General features: G+C 59.5%; 21 protein-coding genes and 1 tRNA gene. 8 read left to right on the plus strand and 14 right to left on the minus strand.

The features are described 5' to 3' along the window. The 7 genes from K288_RS53830 to K288_RS0138260 form a co-directional block, all read left to right on the plus strand. Nucleotides 1–2,391, plus strand: a 2,391-nt coding sequence (locus K288_RS53830; RefSeq protein WP_043161806.1) for a phage tail tip lysozyme, incomplete at its 5' end; no start/stop codon positions are given. Further along, the gene (locus K288_RS0138235) at nucleotides 2,391–5,477 is read left to right on the plus strand and encodes a hypothetical protein (protein ID WP_027584219.1); all 3,087 of its coding nucleotides are present in this window, start codon (nucleotides 2,391–2,393) and stop codon (nucleotides 5,475–5,477) included. The genes K288_RS53830 and K288_RS0138235, both read left to right, overlap by 1 nt. 65 nt (nucleotides 5,478–5,542) lie before the next feature. Continuing rightward, nucleotides 5,543–6,262, plus strand: a complete 720-nt coding sequence (locus K288_RS47900) for a hypothetical protein (protein WP_152535878.1) — start codon at nucleotides 5,543–5,545, stop codon at nucleotides 6,260–6,262. Next, nucleotides 6,259–6,627, plus strand: coding sequence for a hypothetical protein (locus K288_RS49935; protein ID WP_027584220.1), 369 nt, complete (start codon nucleotides 6,259–6,261; stop codon nucleotides 6,625–6,627). The genes K288_RS47900 and K288_RS49935 overlap by 4 nt, the downstream gene beginning before the upstream one ends. Nucleotides 6,628–6,722: 95 nt before the next feature. Then, the gene (locus K288_RS0138250) at nucleotides 6,723–7,124 is read left to right on the plus strand and encodes a hypothetical protein (protein ID WP_160169059.1); all 402 of its coding nucleotides are present in this window, start codon (nucleotides 6,723–6,725) and stop codon (nucleotides 7,122–7,124) included. Further along, nucleotides 7,121–7,330 carry a hypothetical protein gene (locus K288_RS0138255; RefSeq protein WP_027584222.1) on the plus strand — a complete coding sequence of 70 codons (210 nt, stop codon included), beginning with the start codon at nucleotides 7,121–7,123 and terminating at the stop codon, nucleotides 7,328–7,330. The genes K288_RS0138250 and K288_RS0138255 overlap by 4 nt, the downstream gene beginning before the upstream one ends. Before the next feature lie 277 nt (nucleotides 7,331–7,607). Next, the gene (locus K288_RS0138260) at nucleotides 7,608–8,657 is read left to right on the plus strand and encodes a DNA cytosine methyltransferase (protein ID WP_027584223.1); all 1,050 of its coding nucleotides are present in this window, start codon (nucleotides 7,608–7,610) and stop codon (nucleotides 8,655–8,657) included. Here the strand turns inward: K288_RS0138260 and K288_RS0138265 are convergent. The 14 genes from K288_RS0138265 to K288_RS0138330 all read right to left on the minus strand — a co-directional run bounded on the left by K288_RS0138265 (nucleotide 8,637) and on the right by K288_RS0138330 (nucleotide 17,034). Continuing rightward, on the minus strand, nucleotides 8,637–9,335 hold the full coding sequence (locus K288_RS0138265) for an MAE_28990/MAE_18760 family HEPN-like nuclease (RefSeq protein ID WP_027584224.1): 699 nt from the start codon (nucleotides 9,333–9,335) through the stop codon (nucleotides 8,637–8,639). The two genes, K288_RS0138260 and K288_RS0138265, sit on opposite strands and share 21 nt — an antisense overlap. Beyond that, the gene (locus K288_RS0138270) at nucleotides 9,332–10,519 is read right to left on the minus strand and encodes a DUF262 domain-containing protein (protein ID WP_210164443.1); all 1,188 of its coding nucleotides are present in this window, start codon (nucleotides 10,517–10,519) and stop codon (nucleotides 9,332–9,334) included. Before K288_RS0138270 ends, K288_RS0138265 begins: the two co-directional genes overlap by 4 nt. A 465-nt stretch (nucleotides 10,520–10,984) precedes the next feature. Continuing rightward, entirely contained in the window at nucleotides 10,985–11,236 is a 252-nt protein-coding gene (locus K288_RS0138275; RefSeq protein ID WP_027584226.1) for a hypothetical protein, read from the minus strand. A 6-nt stretch (nucleotides 11,237–11,242) separates the two neighbouring features. Next, nucleotides 11,243–11,938 carry a hypothetical protein gene (locus tag K288_RS52990; protein ID WP_152535880.1) on the minus strand — a complete coding sequence of 232 codons (696 nt, stop codon included), beginning with the start codon at nucleotides 11,936–11,938 and terminating at the stop codon, nucleotides 11,243–11,245. A gap of 300 nt (nucleotides 11,939–12,238) precedes the next feature. After that, a complete protein-coding gene (locus tag K288_RS0138285) occupies nucleotides 12,239–12,766 on the minus strand; it encodes a hypothetical protein (RefSeq protein ID WP_027584228.1) in 528 nt (175 codons plus the stop codon). Next, the gene (locus tag K288_RS0138290) at nucleotides 12,763–13,425 is read right to left on the minus strand and encodes an SOS response-associated peptidase (protein WP_027584229.1); all 663 of its coding nucleotides are present in this window, start codon (nucleotides 13,423–13,425) and stop codon (nucleotides 12,763–12,765) included. The genes K288_RS0138285 and K288_RS0138290 overlap by 4 nt, the downstream gene beginning before the upstream one ends. 1 nt (nucleotide 13,426) lies before the next feature. After that, a complete protein-coding gene (locus tag K288_RS0138295; protein WP_152535882.1) occupies nucleotides 13,427–13,930 on the minus strand; it encodes a hypothetical protein in 504 nt (167 codons plus the stop codon). Beyond that, the gene (locus tag K288_RS0138300) at nucleotides 13,930–14,343 is read right to left on the minus strand and encodes a hypothetical protein (RefSeq protein ID WP_027584231.1); all 414 of its coding nucleotides are present in this window, start codon (nucleotides 14,341–14,343) and stop codon (nucleotides 13,930–13,932) included. Before K288_RS0138300 ends, K288_RS0138295 begins: the two co-directional genes overlap by 1 nt. 131 nt (nucleotides 14,344–14,474) lie before the next feature. Then, on the minus strand, nucleotides 14,475–15,071 hold the full coding sequence (locus K288_RS0138305) for a hypothetical protein (protein ID WP_152535883.1): 597 nt from the start codon (nucleotides 15,069–15,071) through the stop codon (nucleotides 14,475–14,477). Between the two features lie 11 nt (nucleotides 15,072–15,082). Further along, a complete protein-coding gene (locus tag K288_RS0138310; protein WP_027584233.1) occupies nucleotides 15,083–15,358 on the minus strand; it encodes a hypothetical protein in 276 nt (91 codons plus the stop codon). Nucleotides 15,359–15,441: 83 nt separating this feature from the next. After that, entirely contained in the window at nucleotides 15,442–15,588 is a 147-nt protein-coding gene (locus K288_RS54390; protein ID WP_201449793.1) for a hypothetical protein, read from the minus strand. After that, nucleotides 15,585–15,842 carry a hypothetical protein gene (locus tag K288_RS0138320; protein WP_244443413.1) on the minus strand — a complete coding sequence of 86 codons (258 nt, stop codon included), beginning with the start codon at nucleotides 15,840–15,842 and terminating at the stop codon, nucleotides 15,585–15,587. Before K288_RS0138320 ends, K288_RS54390 begins: the two co-directional genes overlap by 4 nt. A gap of 755 nt (nucleotides 15,843–16,597) precedes the next feature. Next, a tRNA-Arg gene (locus K288_RS0138325) sits at nucleotides 16,598–16,674 on the minus strand. 93 nt (nucleotides 16,675–16,767) lie between these two features. Then, complete coding sequence (locus tag K288_RS0138330) at nucleotides 16,768–17,034, minus strand: hypothetical protein (RefSeq protein WP_027584235.1); 267 nt, start codon at nucleotides 17,032–17,034, stop codon at nucleotides 16,768–16,770. 221 nt (nucleotides 17,035–17,255) lie between these two features. Here K288_RS0138330 and K288_RS0138335 point away from each other — a divergent pair, with 221 nt between their 5' ends. Then, nucleotides 17,256–17,699: a hypothetical protein gene (locus K288_RS0138335; RefSeq protein WP_027584236.1), complete on the plus strand. Its 444-nt coding sequence runs from the start codon at nucleotides 17,256–17,258 to the stop codon at nucleotides 17,697–17,699. The last annotated feature ends 459 nt before the right edge of the window (nucleotides 17,700–18,158 follow it).

An 18,158-nucleotide genomic window follows, 5' to 3' on the forward strand; every position in this document is an offset into this window, starting at 1 on the left:
GGCCCGAACCTGTTCTCGCAGCTTGGCGGCCTTGGCCTCGCTGGCGCTGGCCTGTTCTTGAAGGACGGCGGCGAGGTGCCTGCACGCTTTGCCACTGGCGGTATGCCCTACGGCGGCAGCGGCATGCCCTACAGCGGCGGGAACGGCTATATTCCGAGCACCAGCCCGCCATCGGCGAAACTGCAAGTTCCTCAGTTGCAGTTCGCAAAGCCTTCTCAGGACAACGGCGGCCTTTCCGGCATCACCTCGGGCCTCAAGGGTCTGAAGGGTAAGCTTGGCGGCGCGTCATTTGGCGGCGGAAATATCTTCTCGGATGATGCGTGGGGCGGAAGCTCCTCGAATCCGCTTCCCGGTCTCGATGCGTCCGACTATGGCGCGGGCTTCAAGCGCGGCGGTTTCATTGACGCGGTGAACGAAATCCGTCACGCCGTGCGGCGCTCGCGCGGCGGTGAGGTGTCAATCGACATGCCGTTCGCTGGCTACACCAACGGCGGCGTTCCACATTTCGCCGACGGCGGGGCGGATGACGATCTCCCTTTGATCCCCGACGCCGCTCCGGGGGACGATCTACCGGCGAATGCTGATGTCGCGCTTCCCCCTTCGATGGCTGGCGATGGCGCTCCGACCGTCAATGTTGCGCAGAACGACTCGAATGCCGACTCGTGGATGAATTTCCTTGAGCGCCCGCGCGATCAGGGCGGGCTCGGGCTCGCGCATCACCAGGCGGCGGGTGTCGTCGGCAATCTCATGAATGAGGCCACGCCGGATATTACGCCTTGGGGTGTGACCGGCGATCACGGCACGGCCGAAGGCGCAGGGCAGTGGCGCGGCGATCGTCTTGACGCGCTGAAGAAGGCATTTCCGGACACATACCAGACGACGGAAGCGCAACAGCAGTTCATGCGTCAGGAAATGGATGGGCCGGAAAACAGAGCCTATCGCGCGCTCTTGCAAGCGCGCACGCCTGCGGAAGCTGCGGCTGCCGTGAACCATCTCTATGAGCGCTCGGCGGATACGTCGGGGCGGCGCGCGGCAGCGGCGGAAGCCATTGCGAACGGCGATGATCCTGTTGCGGCGATCGACTCCGCGTCGGGCCGCGGCGGCGGGCTGCCTTCCGATGCGCTCGGATACGCAGGCGGTGCAGGCCGTTCGCCCCTGACTTCTGGAAGCCCTTCCAGCGGGGCTAGCGAACCCACTGAGGGGCATTTCGGTTTCGGCACTTCACCGCTCGGGCTGTCGGATCGGACGCGCGAAGCGCTGTTCTCGGCCGGTCTTGGCATGCTTTCGAGCAAGTCTCCCTTCTTCGGCGTTGCGCTCGGCGAGGGCGGTCTGAAAGGGCTGTCTACGTGGTCCGATCTCGGCAAGCAGGCGCAGGAAGCCGCCGACAAGCGGCAGGCCGAACAGGACAAGCAGGCGACTCGCCAGCAAGAGCAGCAGCGGATCGACTTGGAAGCGAAGCGGCTTGCGGAAAGCAGCGCTCAGTTTGCCAAGACCAACGCGCTCGCGGTGCGCCGTCAGGACTTCGCAGAGGACAAGACGCCGACCGGGTACGAGAAGAATCCGGATTACGGAAAGGTTGAGGGCGCGAAGGAATATCGGCCGATCTCCGGTGGCCCGGCAGACCCCGATCAACTGAAGGCGATTGCGGCTGCGAAGCAGGCCAGCCCGACGCTCGATGACGACACGCTGCATCAAATGGCGCAGCAATATCTCGCGGGCGATCAGCGTGTTTTCACGAACCTGGGCCGGGGTGTGCAGGGCGCGGCGAACGTTGTTGCGCTCCGCAAGGTCGTCGCGCAGGAAGCGGCGGCGCAGGGCGTTGACCCGACCGGCGTTGTCAACCGCTTCAATGAGCAGGCGGGCCGCGTCGCGGCTCAACGTGTTGCTGCACAGCGCGAAGCGAATATCGCGATAGCCGCCAACGAAGCGCGCAACATGATCCCGACTGCGCTCAAAGCATACGATGAACTCGATCCGTCGGATTTCATGCCTTGGAACCAGTTGGTTCAAAGGGCGCAGCGTGCTGGCAGCAGTCCGAAGCTCGCCGCTGCGGTCGCTGCGACGACTTCGCTTGTCAACGCGTATGTGCGCGCGATCTCGCCGACCGGCGTTCCGACCGATCAGTCCCGCCAGCACGCCTATGACATGCTCAACACCGCACAGGGCAAGGCGGCTTATCACGCTGTTGTGCAGACCATGCAGACTGAAATCGACAACGCGCTCAGGGCACCGTCCGCGGTTCGGAATGAACTCGCGATCGGCCATGACGCACAGCGCAACGCTGGACCGTCGGCCGCCGCGCCGGCTGCGCCGCAACCGGGGCCTCGTGTTCGTCAGAACGGCCACACATTCGAGCGCCAACCCGACGGCAGTTACAAGGCAATCGACTGATGGCTGATCCTGTTTTCGATCCGTCTCAACCCTTCGAAAACGTCGATACCGGTGCGGGCTCCGCGCCGGTTTTCGACGCTTCGCAGCCGTTTGAGAACGTGAACACCACGCCGAAAGAGAAGTCTTTCCGCGATCGGGTGAACTACGCCTGGGAGCACGCGACGCCGGGCGGTCCTTTGTGGATGGCGAAGGAAATCGTTGAAGGCGCGAGGGGGGCTGTGCAGGGCTCGGAAGCCGCGACCGCGCCGCAAGTCGGCTCCGAAATCGACGTTGCCAACCAGCGCGCCCTTGCGGAAGCCGGTCCCGGCCAAGCCTTCCGCGCCGCGTCGATCCTTTCGCCTGGTGCTCCGATGGCGGAAGGCGAGGGCGCGGCTGCGCGCGGTGCTACGGAAGCGGCTGCGCCTGCGGCTCCTACCCCTCCCGGTCCTGCCGCGCCGCCCTCGAACCCGACTTATGCGGCGGCGCAGCGCATCTCGGAGGCAACCGGGCAACCTGTCAATGTCCCGGCCGCGTTTGCCTCAGATAGCCAGAACGTGCAGCGCATGGGGCAGTTCTTGAAGTCGGTCCCGCTTGCGGGCAATCCGATTCCGCAGGCCGTTGGGCAGATGCACAACCAGCTTGGGGAAGCCGCGCGCTCGGTCGCGTCCGGGTTCGGCGAGGGCAGCGGGCCGAACGTCTCCCGCCGCATCGGCGAATCGATCGAAGATCAGGCGGCGGCGGAAGATGCTGCGCGTCAAGCCGCGCGCCAGCGCGAAGTTGATAACGCAAACGCGCAAATAGACCAGCATGAAGCGGAAGCGCACAACGCTGTTAATCGCGCGATCGGTCCTGAAACCAACCCTCAAGACATGGGCGAGGCGCTGATTGCACGCTTGCAGCGCAGCGAGGGAGCCGCACGCGCGGAGAAAGAGCAGGCTTACCAGCGCGCGGGCGAGGCGCAAGGCGCGATTGACTTGAGTCGCGTCACGAATCCGCAAACGTTCGTCACTCGGGCGCTCGAACAGCAGGGCGAGGCTCCTGACGATGTGTTGCATCCGGCCGCAACGCGCATGCTCGGCGCGATGCGGAATATCGGCAATATCCCGCCCGATACTCTGACGGGGCAGGCGGCGGAAGATGCTGCCGCGGTGCGGGCGCGCTACGGCGATCAGGTGGCAAACGCCTTCGAGCGGCAACAGCAAGCCGCTGCACAGCCGGCGCAGCCGCAAGCGCGAAGCTTGACCGAATTTCTGGCACGGCAGGGTGGCCTCGGGCCGGACGCGGAGCTAGACGCGATCGGTGCGGGCAGCCATACCGTCAACGTCGGCGGTGTCGGCCGCCGCAAGCTTGTCCGTCAGGGTGGCTTGCCGCTCGATGTCGCACGTGAGGCGGCGGAAGAGGCCGGCTATCTTCGTGGCGATCACAACGGCACTTCGACGGTCAACGATCTGCTCGACGCGCTCGACGCGGAAATTCGTGGTCAGCCTCGCTACCCGGAAGGCTTTGAGGGCACCACGGCGCCGCGCCAAGCCGCCGCACGGTCTGAGCGCGAGGCGGCCGAACAGGATGCGGCGCTGCAAGGCGCGCATGATGATCTGTCCGCCGCTGGCTACGGCGATCTCGGGCAGGACGTTCGCAATCGGGCTGCGGGCCTGATGGTCGATCACAAGATGAGTCCGGACGATGCGGTTGAGAACGCATTCCAACAATTGGAACAGGAAGACGCGGCGCGGACGTCTGGCTTCCCCGGTGATCAGCGCGGCCAAGCGCTCCACATGCGCGGCATCGAGCGCACGCGCCAGCGGCTAAACTTCTTGTCGCAAGGCGCTTCGACCGATGGCGATCGGCGCGCGGCTCGCAATGTCATGCGTGAGTTCGAGAATTGGACGAATGACGCGTTCGACAATGCGCTGATGTCGGGTTCTGATGATGCGCTGAAGGAGTTTAGGACCGCTCGCGCGGCCAACCGCGATTGGCGAACGCGCTTCGGCTGGAATGAGCGCGACGACGCCGACAAGATGATTAACAGGATCGTGACTGGCACAGTCACGCCGCAAGAGTTCGCCAACAAGCTCATTGGCGAGACCAAGGTGGGCGCTGCGGGCGTTTCCTCGCGCCTGTATACTCGCGTCATGGAAGCGACGGGAAACGCTCCGGAAGCCGCGCAAGCCATCCGTGGGGGCATCTGGAACAGACTGACGCAATCGACGGAAGGCGTCGCAGGAAAAGACCCAAACAAGGTTGCTGACGGAATCTATCAGTTCTTCAACAACTATGGGCGTGATCTCGCCAACAAGACATTCACGCCAGAACAGAAGCGCCTTGCGCTCGTCTATGCCGATACGCTGCGCCGGACTGCGACCGCGCGGGCTGCGGTCGCTGAACGCGCGAAAGAGCCTGTTGGTATCGGCCCCATGCGCCAGCTTGCGCAAGACGCCTTCGGAAAAAAGGGGAGTATGACCGATGAACAGATGTATAGCGCCATCGACGCTTATGCGCGCTCGGGTGGTCGGGGCGATCTCCAAACGCTCTCGGGCATTCTGAAGGCGGTTCCTGAGAATCTTCGCGGCAATCTGGCTGGCGCGATCGTGCGTAGGCTCGGGCGAGACCCGCGAGACCCGAACGGATTCGCACTTGAGCGCTTTGCGGGCGAATGGAGCAAGTATTCGTCGCAAGCGAAAACGCTCCTGTTTGGCAACGCCGGCAGCCATCGGCAATCGCTCGATGATATCGCCGCGATCGGGACGCGATATGGCACGGTCGGGCGGCGCTTCGGCAACCCAAGCGGCACGGGGCAAACCGTCATCGGTGCCGGCGAGATTATCGGTCTGTTGACGCATCCTCTTGCGACGATCGGCGCGCTTCTCGGAGGTTACGCGACGGCGCGCATTCTCGCCGCGCCACAGCCTGCACGTCGACTCGCGACATGGGCCAAGTCGGCGGTGGCGCTGCGCAACCGGACGCCGGAACGGTTGGAGTCCTATGCTCGCGCCTCTTCCGCGCTCGTGCGCGAGTCCCGAAAGATCGGTGTCCCATTGTCTAATGGTGCGTTGATCGGAATCGCACAAGGACGGTCTGTTCCTGCCGCAAGCGACACTCAACAATAAGTAGACGGCAACATTCGACGCTTAAGCCGCTCCTAACGGGGCGGCTTTTCTTTTGGGAGAACAGCGTGGCCGATATCGCAAATTTGGAAGTGCTGAATGAGGAGCGCTGGTCGAATGCCAAGCTCACGCGCAACATGGTTGCTATCGGCAAGTCGCTTGTCGCGGCCAAGCCGCGATACCAGACCGTAGAACGCGCGACGGGCGTTCCGTGGTGCGTGATTGCTGTCATCCATGAGCGCGAGTCCTCGCAAAGCTGGCACGATTCGCTTGCGCAGGGTGACCCGTGGAACGAAGTATCGACGCACGTTCCGAAAGGGCGCGGGCCTTTCAAGTCGTGGGAAGACGCGGCGATCGATGCTCTTGTGAATTGCGCGCCGTTCCTTGCTCACAAGGATTGGTCGACTCCAGGCTCGATCCTGACGAACCTCGAAGAGTACAACGGCCTTGGCTATTTCGATGGTCCGGTGACGAAGCGCAGCGGCGTGATCGTCGCACGCTATGCGTCACAGCCAAGCCCTTACATCTGGTCTGGCACCGATCAATACCATTCGGGCAAGTACGTTGCTGACAACGTTTACAGCCCGTCGGTGGTTGATCTGCAACCGGGCTGCGCCGGGCTTCTGCTCACGATGATCCGGCTTGATCCGTCAATCGTCATCGGCGCAACGCGCAAGCCGGAAATCCCGCTGCCGGTGCCACATCCGGCTCCCGCGGCTGTGCCTGCGCCAGTGGCGGCAAGCTGGCTCGCGCGCTTTGCGTCTCTGTTCGGTGGGGGGAAGGCATGAACACGATTTTCATTGCCGGTGGCGTGCTCGGCGGCGTGGTTGGGTATCTCCTGATCCTGCGGCCGATACTTCAAAGCCTCCCGATCTTCGCGAAGTTCTTTGCGGAGGAAAAGACGTTTGCGGGCAAAGCATGGGCGGTGTGCGGCCGATCGGCCTCCATCTTGTGGAGCTACATTCTCGCTTTGCTCGGCGGCCTGTGGAGTCTGCTCGATCCGCTTGCACAGGTGCTCGGCGATCCCGATTTGAAGGCGCAGATTCTGGATAGCCTCAAGGATCATCCGCAGATCGTCGGCAACGTAGTCCTGGGCATCGCCGGGATTACGCTCGTGTCCCGGCTCCGCTCGATCCGCAAAGGGGGCAAGTGATGGCTGCGATAGCTTCCGCAATTCTTGCGATAGTGCAGGCGCTCGTTGGTCCGATCGTTGGCTTTCTCAATACGAAGGTCACAGCCGCCGAACAGGTGACGCTCGCCAAGACGAGCGCGATCACAAGCGTTACGGGCGGTGTGCTGTCGAACCTTGCGAACGCGGACACGTTGAATGCCGACAATCGATCGAAACCGATCTGGGGGCCAACGCTGGTCGTCATGTCGCTGATACTCGCGCCCTTCATCTGGCACGAATGGTTGATGGTGCTCGATAGCTGTCCGATGCTCTGGGGCTTGGGTTGGTGGGGTTCAATACCGTATCCGGAATTGATCCATCACCGGATTGGCTCTTGGGGTGTGCCCTCGATCGGCAAGCCGGGGCCTGATGGTCAATCGGCCTGGGACAGGACCGAACAAGCAATCTTCACTTCATTTTTCGCGGGAGCGTCAACGGCTGTTGCTGCGGTCGCTGCAATTAGGGCGATAAAGAAATGACCGATGACACTCGCGACCGCGTTATTCGCCTCGAAGCCAACCTTGAGCATGTCACCGTGCAGCTTTCCGACATGCAAACGAAGGTCAATGAGATGCATAACCTTCTGATGCAGGCCCGCGGCTTTCGCTGGATAATCATCGCGATGGCCGCCATTGCCGGGTTCCTAGCCTCGTGCGCCTCAAAGTTGTTGCCATTCTGGAAGTGAGTTGACGCGATCCCTACGGCCCCCGGACGTTTCAGACGGGGCGGGGCGCGCCGGCCGCCCCGCAGCCGCACGCGTCTCACCGTCCAGCGTCGGCTTCGGGAGACGCGGAGCTTGACGTACACGAATCGTCATGGGTATTTGGGTGTGCGAGCAGGCAATTCCCACTTTGACGATTCACCTATCGATACTGTCGATCAATCGGAAGCCTTCGCGGCCCCACTTTCGGATCGATTTCCTCCCCGAGGTAGGCTAGAATTCGTGGGGGGATTCGGGTCTTATGACAGCCAAAAAAAGCGTTGTGGTTACAGCAGTTGACGTGTTTTGCGGTGCGGCGGGCCTGTCTCTGGGCCTGAAGCAAGCGGGGATTGATGTCCGCGCCGGGATTGATCTCGATCCGGCGTGTCGATTTCCGTTCGAACAGAATATCGGCGCCGCTTTTCTTGAGCGCGATGTGTCGACTATCACCGGGGACGAGCTAAGGGCTTTGTTCGGCGACGGCGCAATCAGGGTTTTGGCCGGTTGCGCTCCCTGCCAGCCATTCTCGGGCTATACAACTCGCCGGCGAGCTATCGACGATAGATGGCAACTCTTGCTCGAATTTCTCCGTCTCACCAAAGAATCGCTTCCAGAAATCGTCACGATGGAAAACGTGCCACGACTGGTTCATTTGCCCCTTTGGGGACAGTTCGTTAAGGGGCTCGAAGAAGTCGGTTACAATGTCAATTGGGGCGTGCTTGATGCCTCCCTGTATGGCGTTCCGCAAAATCGTCGGCGCCTGGTATTGGTTGCTTCGCGTCTCGGCCCGATAGGCCTTCCAAAGCCCCGCAAAGGAGCTTCAAAAACCGTCAGAGAGGCAATCGGAGCGCTACCGTCAATAAGAGCCGGTCAGCGCAATTCGCAGGATAAGTTGCACTCATCGCGCGCTTTGACCGACCGCAACCTACTGCGCATTCGCGCCTCGAAGCCAGCAGGCACGTGGCGAGAGTGGCCTACGAAAATGCAGGTCGCTTGCCATCGGGAAGAAACAGGCAAGACTTATCCGTCCGTGTACGGTCGTATGTCGTGGGATCAATCTTCGCCTACGATTACGACGCAGTTCTATGGCTACGGAAACGGCCGTTTTGGGCACCCCGAGCAGGACCGCGCCATCTCATTGAGGGAAGGTGCGCTGTTGCAATCATTTCCCAGCAATTTCAAATTTGCTCCCGACGCCGATCAATTGAACTTTCGATCAATCGGCAAGCTGATCGGCAACGCGGTGCCACCGAAGCTAGGAAAAGCTATCGGCTCCGCAATCATGACTCATTTAAGTTCGAGCAAGGCTTGAAAGCGGTAGAACACCTAGTTCTTTAGGTGGAAATTCCAAATAGTGCTCTTTGTCGAGATAGTGGGCGACGTTCGCTAAAATATCATCCATGTACCGCATTGATCTTCTGGCGAGCAAAAGAAGCTCTCTCGTGGTGTGGTCCCGGCCTATTTCTTCGAAGGTTTTACGGCCGTGAGCCAAATCGTTTCTATTGGTCTTGATCGTTAGAAGATCGTTTCCGTCACGCGTCAAAGGAGAGCGTGTGGTATGAGAGAAGCCATATGTTGCACCTATTTTTCGAATTACGCGAGCATCGACATTTCCGGAAAGCTCCATGCCCTGCGCAAGAGCGATGGCCACAAAAGCGGACGGAAAATCGTCGACCGTGTGATTAGTCGATGGATCTGCTGCTTTCTTAAACAGGCGCACGACTTCCTTTCTCAGTGAAGTCGACAGCAATGTAAACGGTGCTTCGTTCGTGGTTATCTGGTCGTGAATTGCTTCAATGGCGCCGCGCGTGGAAGCCTCGATGAGATTGTAAAGGACAAGGAACGTCCCAGCCCTGAGCGTGAGCAAACGCCCTTCTTCGACGCGGGACGCGCCAATGCCAGCAGAGCGCTCTTGTCGAGTGACAACGGCAAGGTAATGCCGGACCTGTCGTTTCCGGTCCTCAAAATCGCGAAGGAATGTGTACGTCATTGGCCGAGCAATTTGTCTCTGACGTATTCAAGTCGACCTGTAAGGTTCGATCTATTATTTGACGCGTCGCTTGTCGTCCATTCCCTAAACTCATCGCTCTCAAGCCAATTTGGAATATAGTCAGTAACCAGATCATTTATGCCCTGACCGTCAGCCTCAAGATCGCGTATCGCTAGTGCTATCCCGACAGCAATCGCCTCAAATCTGACTCTGGGCACTTTCCTGCCCGGGCCCTTCTTTTTGAAACCATCCGGGAAATGGTCTTTGACCACGCTTAGCATCTGAGTCCATTGCCGCTTCATCTCCGCAATCGTCTCATCGCTGTCGGGCTCGGAGAGGTGTTCGTTGGCGTCCGCTACGAATTTGAGAAGGAACGCGGCGACGACCTTGCCTTCCTCGCCTTTCCCGTAGGTTTCGTATCGATCCAAAAATGCGAAGAACCTCGTGACCAGTTCTTCGTACTCGAAGCGCTTTTTTAGACCATCGGAAATCGGGGCCAATTGTCGCAACAGCGGATCGGCCGCTAACTCCGTCACCAGGTCGAGGAACGGACCGGGCTGAATGCCGCGACGAATTTCAACAGCCTCTAGCTTCACTGAACCGCTGTTGATCCTGTCGAACATCTCTCGACGAACTTCCTCGCTTACAGCTTCCGTTAGTTCGATGAGTCTCAGCGTGGCGCGACGAAACCGCCTCTGTCTCGAAGGATGGAGGTCGTAAAATGTGAAGCCATTAAGCTTGGCGAGGCGCTTAAGGCCACTCAGCGAAAGACTTCCCGTCATGAAGTCGGCGAGAGTGCGTATGCGCTGCACGCCGTCGACGATTTCCACTCGCCCAGCTTTGTCGGGATCGTCGTCATCGCTAACGTCGGCCACAAAGAGAAATGGTATAGGAATTCCTATCAGCAGCGACTCGATGAAGCGGGATTGATGGCCGTCAGGCCAAATCAAATCTCTCTGGTAATCCGGCACATAAATTTCGTTCTCATCAGTGTTGATGCCCTTTAAGTATTTTTGGACAACTACTTCGACAGGGTATTCCCGAATGATGTAACGAACGTCCTTGATCTGCGACGCTATTTGTTGTTCGGCAGCGTCAATTTCGCTTTGCGACCTACTTGGCTTGTTCCACGGAAATTGAAACTGGTCATTCTCATCGTCTGCCATCGCCCAGACACCTTGCAATCAATACCCCTGGCGACCTTTTCGACTACGAGGTCAAAACTCTCGCCAGATTCGTGAATAGCATCCGCCTCGCATATAAGCACCTCATCATCGGCTGGCTTTTAGGAGGAGCGTGCAGTGATGAGGCTCTTGGTCATCGCCCGCGCCTTCGTGAGTTCTTCCGAAGCGCCTGGCGGTAACCTCCGGAAAGCGGTAGCGGGTAGTTGTTTCAAGGGGCGAAAGCAATGTTTTACAAGGAAAATCAATTTGTTAGCCTGACTTGAGGCGCGATTCAGTGGCGCGGCCCGTCCTTATCGATGATCGTCTTGAACCCCTCCGGTAGACGTGGCGCTTCGCCGGACGCCGGGGCATTGCAGGCCGGGCAGGGCGCTCCGGCGCCGCCGCAGGTGTGCTCACCCTCCGAACTCCACTGACAGTCGGCGGTTAAAGGCTACCGCAACCCGCCGACGAGTCGACGCACGCCGGCTATCGGAACTTCAACTCGCGCTCGAAATCGAGGCGCTTCCACGCGAGCGCCTTGGCACAGGGATCGACGGGCTTACCCGTCACTGTCGCAGTCGCGACTTGGTCGGCCATGCGCCGCGATAGCTGCCACCACTGATACAGGATCGGCGTCACCAACTTGGGTATCTGCGCATCGGTGGGAATATTATCGATGCATTCGTCAGCCCATGCTGGGCCGGCAGCGATCAAGAACAACAACAGGAACTTTTTCATATTTTCTCAGCGATTGAATCTGGCTCCCATAATGTAGCGCGAGCCGTCGTGGAGTTGCCCACCAAAATAGAGATACGCGTCCGGAGGAAACGAGTGAACCCCCTTTGATGCGGCTGACAGCCGTGCTTGGTCCGCGCTGCTTGCTATCATTTCTTGAATGTTGGTATCCGGGTCAGCATGCGCGATAAGCTTGACGTATTCACCGTTAGCCAAATCGAACGAGGCCAACACAAGGCCTGGCTCACTTCCAAACAACGGCGTCAGGTCTCTCCTCATGAAGAAGACGGTCAGAATCTTCATTCTTCCCGGAGGCGCCGGATCGATGAAAAAGATCGCGTCCTTCCATTCTTCCCCGATGCGGTGTTCCGGCCGTAAAGCCAGTTCGGAAGTTGGAAAATAGAGATGAAAAGCTACGGTCGTATTCGGCAAGGTTTCGCCTGGTCTATCCCAAACCTCCCACGCTCGATTTTGCTCGGGCGAACTGAGCAAATCCGGTCTCTTCTCGATGGCTTTATCGGTAAAGCCTATTCGCCAGCGCTTCGACGTATGGAGGCTTACTTTGACTTCTCGGAAGCTATCCCTGCAAGTGATGTAGATGCCACTTTTTGTCGACCATACCTTCCATGAATTCGAGCTGAGGCCATTCGGGTTACCTACCGCGAAGCGCACCGGTTTGTTCTTAATCGGTAAGATGTCGGTCAAGCAAAGAGCTCCGCGCCTTCTGGCGTGATCTTCACATAGGTGCCGCTCTCGTGCATCCAGAGCCAGCCGCGCTCGATCGCAAACTTGATGCCAGCGCCGTACTCGGCGGGCTTCGCCTTATCCTGAAAGAGAAATGGGTAGTTGACTTCTCGATGTGGATGCGGCCGTCCTGAACCGGCTCCACGTCACGCGCAAGCTCCATCAGCCGTCGCGCCGCCCTCTCGGAGTCAGCGTAGGGGCTGTCTTCGACGTATCTGATGCGGCCCAGCCTGTCTTCTCTGTCGGATGATCCTCGGTGCATCATGGGTGTGTTTCCGCACGCGGAAGTCGCCAAGCCATATCAGTGGGGAAATCCCACTTGTCTCCCGGCTTTTTCCCTCTTGAAGAACTTGCGCCAATGGCAGTGTCGACCAACAGGTTAAGCGAGGAAAACGCGGAGAAAATAGTTCGTAGGTCTTTCACCCAATACACCGTCTCGCGCTTCAAATAGCGGTAGTCAAAGTTCTTGTGATGCTTGCCGAACGTGCCAGCAAGGAAGTCCATTCCAGAGGAGTACAGCCCTTCGGACATGCACAATTCCCTAAGTCTTAGTAAGTCGTGCCCAATTTCACGACGCTTTAGCGCCTCCTCGCTATAGCCTTTGTGAGCCAGAAAGGCTTTAAGGTAGAGTTCGACGGCAAATCCGCACAGCATGTGAAAACCCATCAACAAACTCATGTCATCTGACAATTGGAGCCGGTGGGGATTGGTCATTATCGCATAAGCGGACTGAACATAGTCCTTTGCCACACCGTAAGGTTCTTCCGGATCGAGCGCGGTATGCTTCATGCGGCTAACTTGTCTTCCTTGTCGGGGCCGCGCATGACGATCTTCAAGGCGTCGTCAGGGAGTGGCCGTTGCAACGCCTTGGCCTCATCCCATGGTGCGCGCAGCCAGACATCACGTTCTTCATCCGTCGTCAGGATCACAGGCATCGCCTTGGGATGGATCGGTGCGACGATCTCGTTCGGCGCGGTCGTCAGGAAGCCGTAGACGAGGTGAGGGCCGGGGACCGGCTTCGACTTCGTGCCGCGGTCTCCGTTGAACGTCGTCCAGATGCCAGCGAAGGCGTACAGCGGCCGATCATCGTTGAGCGCGAACCAGACGACATCCTTTTTCTTGGTCTCCGGGTTGGGCTCCGGCGCGTACTCAGCGAAGCTGTTGGCTGGGACCAAGCACCGGCTCTCCGGCTTGAGCCACATGCGCCAGTGCGGCGACGACGTGTTGCGGATGTTGGTGACCGGCGGCCCGCCTGTGCGTGGTGGCGGCGGCATGCCCCAGCGCATCAGGGTCATCTCGGTGCCGGTGCCGGTCTTGCGGATCACGGGAGCGGGATAGTCGGGAAACACGCCCGTCATCGGCTGCAAGTTGCCGACGTAGCGGTTCATCACTCGAAAGAGCGCGCGGATCGCTTCTTGATTTGTGGTGATCGAATAGAGGTTGCACATGCTAGAAGGTTTTTGCAGCGTATTTCTTGCACCAATCGCGCAGCTCGAATTCCGCCGCGATGGTGTCATCGGCCAACGACGCGATTTCACTGGCTGTTCCGTAATGACGCTTCGCGAGAAGTTTCTGTCTGGAAACATGGTGGACACCACTCGTACCGAAGCCGAGCCACCAACCATGCACGATACGAACCCTATGCTGGTTAAGTTCGTGAAACCGCCCAATGATCGGCTTCAGGGCTATGCCAGCATCCTCCTTCATGCCGTGGGGAAGAATGGTTTGCGCAATGTTGCAAAGCATCGCGAAATCATGTGTCAAAATCGGATCCTGGAATTCGGATGACAGGTCTATCGTCTCGGCAATCCGAACCTTGAGCATATACTCAAGGTTCGAAAAGCAGACCAAGAAGCGACCAATAGCAGCGTAAATCTGCTCATCTTCCGGGAGTTCGGCGACGGCCTCTTGAATAACGTTGATCGCGGAAGTTCCACTGAATTTGTGAGGCATTATCTCTCTCCCGGCCACCATGTTGACGGCGGATCGCTCGCCGTAATCTTGTTCGGCCGCAGCGCCACCAGATGGCTGCGCTTGTAGGGATAGCCGCGCTCCTCCGAGCACAGCTTGCATCGCATGTAGCGCTCCAGCTCGTGGATGGGCGTCGTCTTCGGGCGGCGGATGATATCGAGTGCGACCGTCTGGTGCGTCTCGCAGCCGAGGCATTTCACTTCGAGGTAGAGGTAGCCGGCATTGAGCGCATCGCCGAGCGCGGGCGATGGCTGCGCCGGCCCCTGAAACGCCAGCATTCGCTTGTTCCAGGCCTCACAGGCAAGCTTGTCAGCCTGCCTGCGGGCCTCAGCCGCGCGCTCCGCAGAGGCGCGGACAGAGGCGCCGTAGATGGTCTCTCGGGACTTCGTACCCATTCCCAAGCATCGCGCCAGGGCGTCGCCAGAGCAAGCCGCTAGGGCTTGTGGATTGACGTGGAAAGGACCCCGGCTACATCGGGTTCGGCCGGCGGCTGGTGTATCCGAGGGTGGGAATCGCGTAGAGCCAGCTAGAACCGCGGCTTGGTGCTCTTTTTCGTTGGGAAGGGGGCGGCCACTCGGAACGTCACCCTCTTGGGCACTTCTCCGAGCTCAATCATGTCAATTCGAAAAGTAACGTTGCGCGATAACCGCCATCGCGGTGTTCTAAAGATCAAAGCGGCAAAGTGCGCACCCGTAGTCTGGGGGTTAAATTCTAAGTCCAGCTCATCGTCTTCAATTTGCGTCAGCTTTCTGGCTGTTGAACCGCTCAGAACCTCGTCGGGGAGGGTGTAGTGCATCGGGCCGCCACTGTCCCCTTGCCCGGAATACCCGCCCAGCCAATCAGAAAAAACTACACCCGGCGGCCATTCAATTCGAATGCTGTCAAACCTGAGCATATGCTCAGAGCGGTTCCAGATGTCAAAATTGGCAATCCACCACTCGTCTGAGTTTTCAAAGGGTTCGAAAAGAACCCTCAGCTTTGGAGTGCGCGCGGCAATGCCGGCGAGGTACGACCGCCACGAAACAACTGAACTGATTGCCGACGCTATGAAAGCTAGCACTGAGACCATCAGAGCCAGCGCGGCGATGACATCGGCTCTGGCCCATTCTGCTGGAGAGGGCATGGTGGCGCAACCTAACGGTTCTGCACCGTAACGGTCGAATTGCTTCGGTCGCCGCCGATGGCAGTATATTTCCGCTCATCCGTTTCCAGCACCAAGCGCAGCGCTTCGCAATTTTGGGGAGCTGAGGCATTGGCGCCGAGACACCGCTTATAGTTGGCGGCTGACTCTTGGTAGTCGGTTCGAGCTTGAGTAATCGCGACTGCGCCGCAGCCGCTCAATATGCCGGCAAGGCCGATAAAGCCCATTGCGAAAAGCGTGCGCCGGCCGGTTCTGTCAATGTGATGCATGGATTCGTCCCCCCCCCCCGTCCAGATTCAACCGTAACGGGAGGGCAAAAGCAATATCCTGACAGGCGGAGGGCCGATGCGGCTCACTCCAATACCTCATATTCGAACGCCACGCCCTCCGGGTCATTCTGCTCGAACCACGTCTCGGCGGCGTCGTGGCTGGCGAAGACCTTGATGTGATCCTTGTCGCCAACCTGCTTGCTGGTGTCGACATAGACGAACACGGTCATTGGTCCCTCTTGAGCTTTCTCTTGCCCCAGTGGTGATCCTTGCGCGCGGGGTTGAACTGGCGAACCTGGCCGCGGTTCAAAGCTCGCATGATGCCGATGCGCGCGAACATGGCGGGGCCGTTGAGGTCTGCCACCAAGATGAGGGCTTCGATCGCGGCCTGCCACTCGGGCAGGGCGGATTCCTTCTTCGGTAGCCCGGTGACGTAATCGGCAGCGTCGCGAAGGGTGACCAGCTTCTTGCCGCTCGGCAGCACTATGGGTTCGTGAAACTCAGCGGACCAGGGCAAACTCTAAGAGATACCCTTGTTGTAATTGATGACTTCCGGCCAATTCGGCCGGGGATCAACCCATCCCACGGAGCCGCAACGGCTGCATTTCAGGGGGCGCAGATATCGTACCAATCCTAATCCGGAAGTCTATCGAGCGGCACTTCGGCAGAGTGCCAGCAGCGGGGGCGGGGGTTGCGATCGGGCGGCCCGACGCAGTAGACGAGGATCGTCTTGAAGCCCTCGGCTTTCATGTCCGCGGGCCGGCCCTTCGACCAGTAACGGAGTCGAGAAGTGGGTTTGCGGCGCCAAGGCATGGCGTATGAAAGCGCCGCCAAACCCGCCTTGCAAATTATCAATCCCTTGAGGGTCGGAACGCGGTGAAGCTACCGGGCGTCGTGGGTGTCGCAAGGGGACGTCGACTATCCCGCCCCGTCATCGATTAGGTGTTTCAGCATCTCCTCACAGGCTTTCTCACCTTCATCGATGGGGGCGCCAGCCAAGATCAAGGCTATCTCGGTCGGCGGCCGGCCGATGTCGAGCGGTCAGCCGATGCCGTGGCCTTTGTGGAACCCCTGAACAGGTGGAGAACGAGTCTGGGACTTTTTCTGGGACTCTGTGTCCGCTATCCCCCTCTAATGTCCAGTTTGATCCTCTTGTGTTCTCCTCGACTCGGTGATGCCCAGAGGGGGCCTCATCGGGAAAAACGTAAGGATTTCCAAGACATTTAGGCGATGTCGGGATGGCGCGCTCGGAGAGATTCGAACTCCCGACCCTCGGAATCGAAATCCGATGCTCTATCCAGCTGAGCTACGAGCGCGTGCCGTCCGCGTCGATTATCAGAGTTGAGCCGGGACAGCCAGCGGCCGGAGCGGGACGGCCGCCTGTAAATGTCGTCCCGCCCAGTCCTGCTTCAGAAACAGGGATGCCGGCGGCCGTCCTGACCGATATAGGCGGAGGCGCTCTGGCGGCATTTTACGGCCGCCGGGCCGTCGTAATAGGCGAAGGTGCCGGGTGTTGCGCCTGGGCCGTAATTGTGAAGGTAGCTGATCTGATAGGGCAGGTGCCAGGCGTGGTGCCGGTGGTGATGATGGCGGTAATGACGGGCGTCGGCCACGCTTGGAGCGGCGGCCATGGCGGCAAGCACCACTGCGGCGGCCAAAAACTTCAGTCTGGGCATTGTATGTCTCCAGGGCCAGCCGGGCGATTCTGGCCGATCCAAGCCTTCACTTAGCGCGGTTTGGAAGGAAAAACTGCGGGAAATCGGCCACATCACGTCAATTTTTGGCCCATTCCGGATGCTTAACGGTTTCCCAACACAGTCCGGCCAGAGTTTTGGGGTCTGGTCCGGGCCGCCGCCGGCTGCATTTGAGGCCACCAAGGCTACCCGTCACATTGTTCATGCGCATCACGCTTCTCGCCCTGTTGTTCCTTGGTTTCGCAGCGGCGCCGGCGCGCGCCGTCCTGCATATCACGCGCGACCATGGCGGGTATGTCGAGGAGTACAAGACCAAGTACATGCGCATCCGCGAGCGCGGCGAGCGCGTCATCATCGACGGCATCTGCAATTCCGCCTGCACGCTGGTGTTCGGCATCGTGCCGATGAGCAAGATCTGCGTCACCCCCAGGGCGAGCGTCGGCTTCCACCAGGCCTATTACGACAAGGCCTTCACCTTCGGCATCAAGGTCACGAGCCTCGATGGTACCTCCGAACTGATGTCCTACTACCCGCAGACGGTGAAGGACTGGATCCGCCGCAACGGCGGGCTCACGACCGAAATGAAGAAGATCAAGAACGGCGTCGAACTCTGGAAGATCGTCGATCCCTGCCCGGAGGAGTGGTAGGGCGGGCAGAGTTTTTGGCCGCTCGTCTCACCGCAAGGTCAGTTGTCGTTCCGCTGTGTCTCAGCAGCGTCGCCTCCGTCATTCCCGGGCGCGCGAAGCGCGAGCCCGGAATCTATTAGGCCACAGGCGCAGGCAGCGAAATGGACTCCGGGCTCATCGCTTTGCGGCACCCCGGATGACTGCCCACCCCCGTCATTGCGAGGAGCGTAGCGACGAAGCAATCCATGCCTTCGCGTGCGGCGCTATGGATTGCTTCGCTGCGCTCGCAATGACGATCTGGTTGGTTTGGGTGCGACAAAACAACTCGACGGGCAAATCAGTCGAAAGTCTGTCCAGCCCTTACACAAAAAACATTCCGCTTCCGTCGTCGGGCAAATCAGCACTATGACTCCGCGCGTCTCACCCGAATGAGGGGCGGCTCGCGATCGTCACGAACGTTGCGGTGAGATGCGGTGGACG

It is taken from the genome of Bradyrhizobium sp. Ai1a-2 (genome assembly GCF_000426245.1).
In the GTDB taxonomy this organism is placed as follows: Bacteria; Pseudomonadota; Alphaproteobacteria; order Rhizobiales; family Xanthobacteraceae; genus Bradyrhizobium.

Bases quoted from the DNA above. Each gene is read 5' to 3' on its own strand.
- K288_RS0138235 (WP_027584219.1), top strand. From the start codon at position 2,391: ATGGCTGATCCTGTTTTCGATCCGTCTCAACCCTTCGAAAACGTCGAT.
- K288_RS49935 (WP_027584220.1), top strand. From the start codon at position 6,259: ATGAACACGATTTTCATTGCCGGTGGCGTGCTCGGCGGCGTGGTTGGG.
- K288_RS0138255 (WP_027584222.1), top strand. From the start codon at position 7,121: ATGACCGATGACACTCGCGACCGCGTTATTCGCCTCGAAGCCAACCTT.
- K288_RS0138260 (WP_027584223.1), top strand. From the start codon at position 7,608: ATGACAGCCAAAAAAAGCGTTGTGGTTACAGCAGTTGACGTGTTTTGC.
- K288_RS0138265 (WP_027584224.1), bottom strand. From the start codon at position 9,335: ATGACGTACACATTCCTTCGCGATTTTGAGGACCGGAAACGACAGGTC.
- K288_RS0138275 (WP_027584226.1), bottom strand. From the start codon at position 11,236: ATGAAAAAGTTCCTGTTGTTGTTCTTGATCGCTGCCGGCCCAGCATGG.
- K288_RS0138285 (WP_027584228.1), bottom strand. From the start codon at position 12,766: ATGAAGCATACCGCGCTCGATCCGGAAGAACCTTACGGTGTGGCAAAG.
- K288_RS0138290 (WP_027584229.1), bottom strand. From the start codon at position 13,425: ATGTGCAACCTCTATTCGATCACCACAAATCAAGAAGCGATCCGCGCG.
- K288_RS0138295 (WP_152535882.1), bottom strand. From the start codon at position 13,930: ATGCCTCACAAATTCAGTGGAACTTCCGCGATCAACGTTATTCAAGAG.
- K288_RS0138300 (WP_027584231.1), bottom strand. From the start codon at position 14,343: ATGGGTACGAAGTCCCGAGAGACCATCTACGGCGCCTCTGTCCGCGCC.
- K288_RS0138305 (WP_152535883.1), bottom strand. From the start codon at position 15,071: ATGCCCTCTCCAGCAGAATGGGCCAGAGCCGATGTCATCGCCGCGCTG.
- K288_RS0138310 (WP_027584233.1), bottom strand. From the start codon at position 15,358: ATGCATCACATTGACAGAACCGGCCGGCGCACGCTTTTCGCAATGGGC.
- K288_RS54390 (WP_201449793.1), bottom strand. From the start codon at position 15,588: ATGACCGTGTTCGTCTATGTCGACACCAGCAAGCAGGTTGGCGACAAG.
- K288_RS0138330 (WP_027584235.1), bottom strand. From the start codon at position 17,034: ATGCCCAGACTGAAGTTTTTGGCCGCCGCAGTGGTGCTTGCCGCCATG.
- K288_RS0138335 (WP_027584236.1), top strand. From the start codon at position 17,256: ATGCGCATCACGCTTCTCGCCCTGTTGTTCCTTGGTTTCGCAGCGGCG.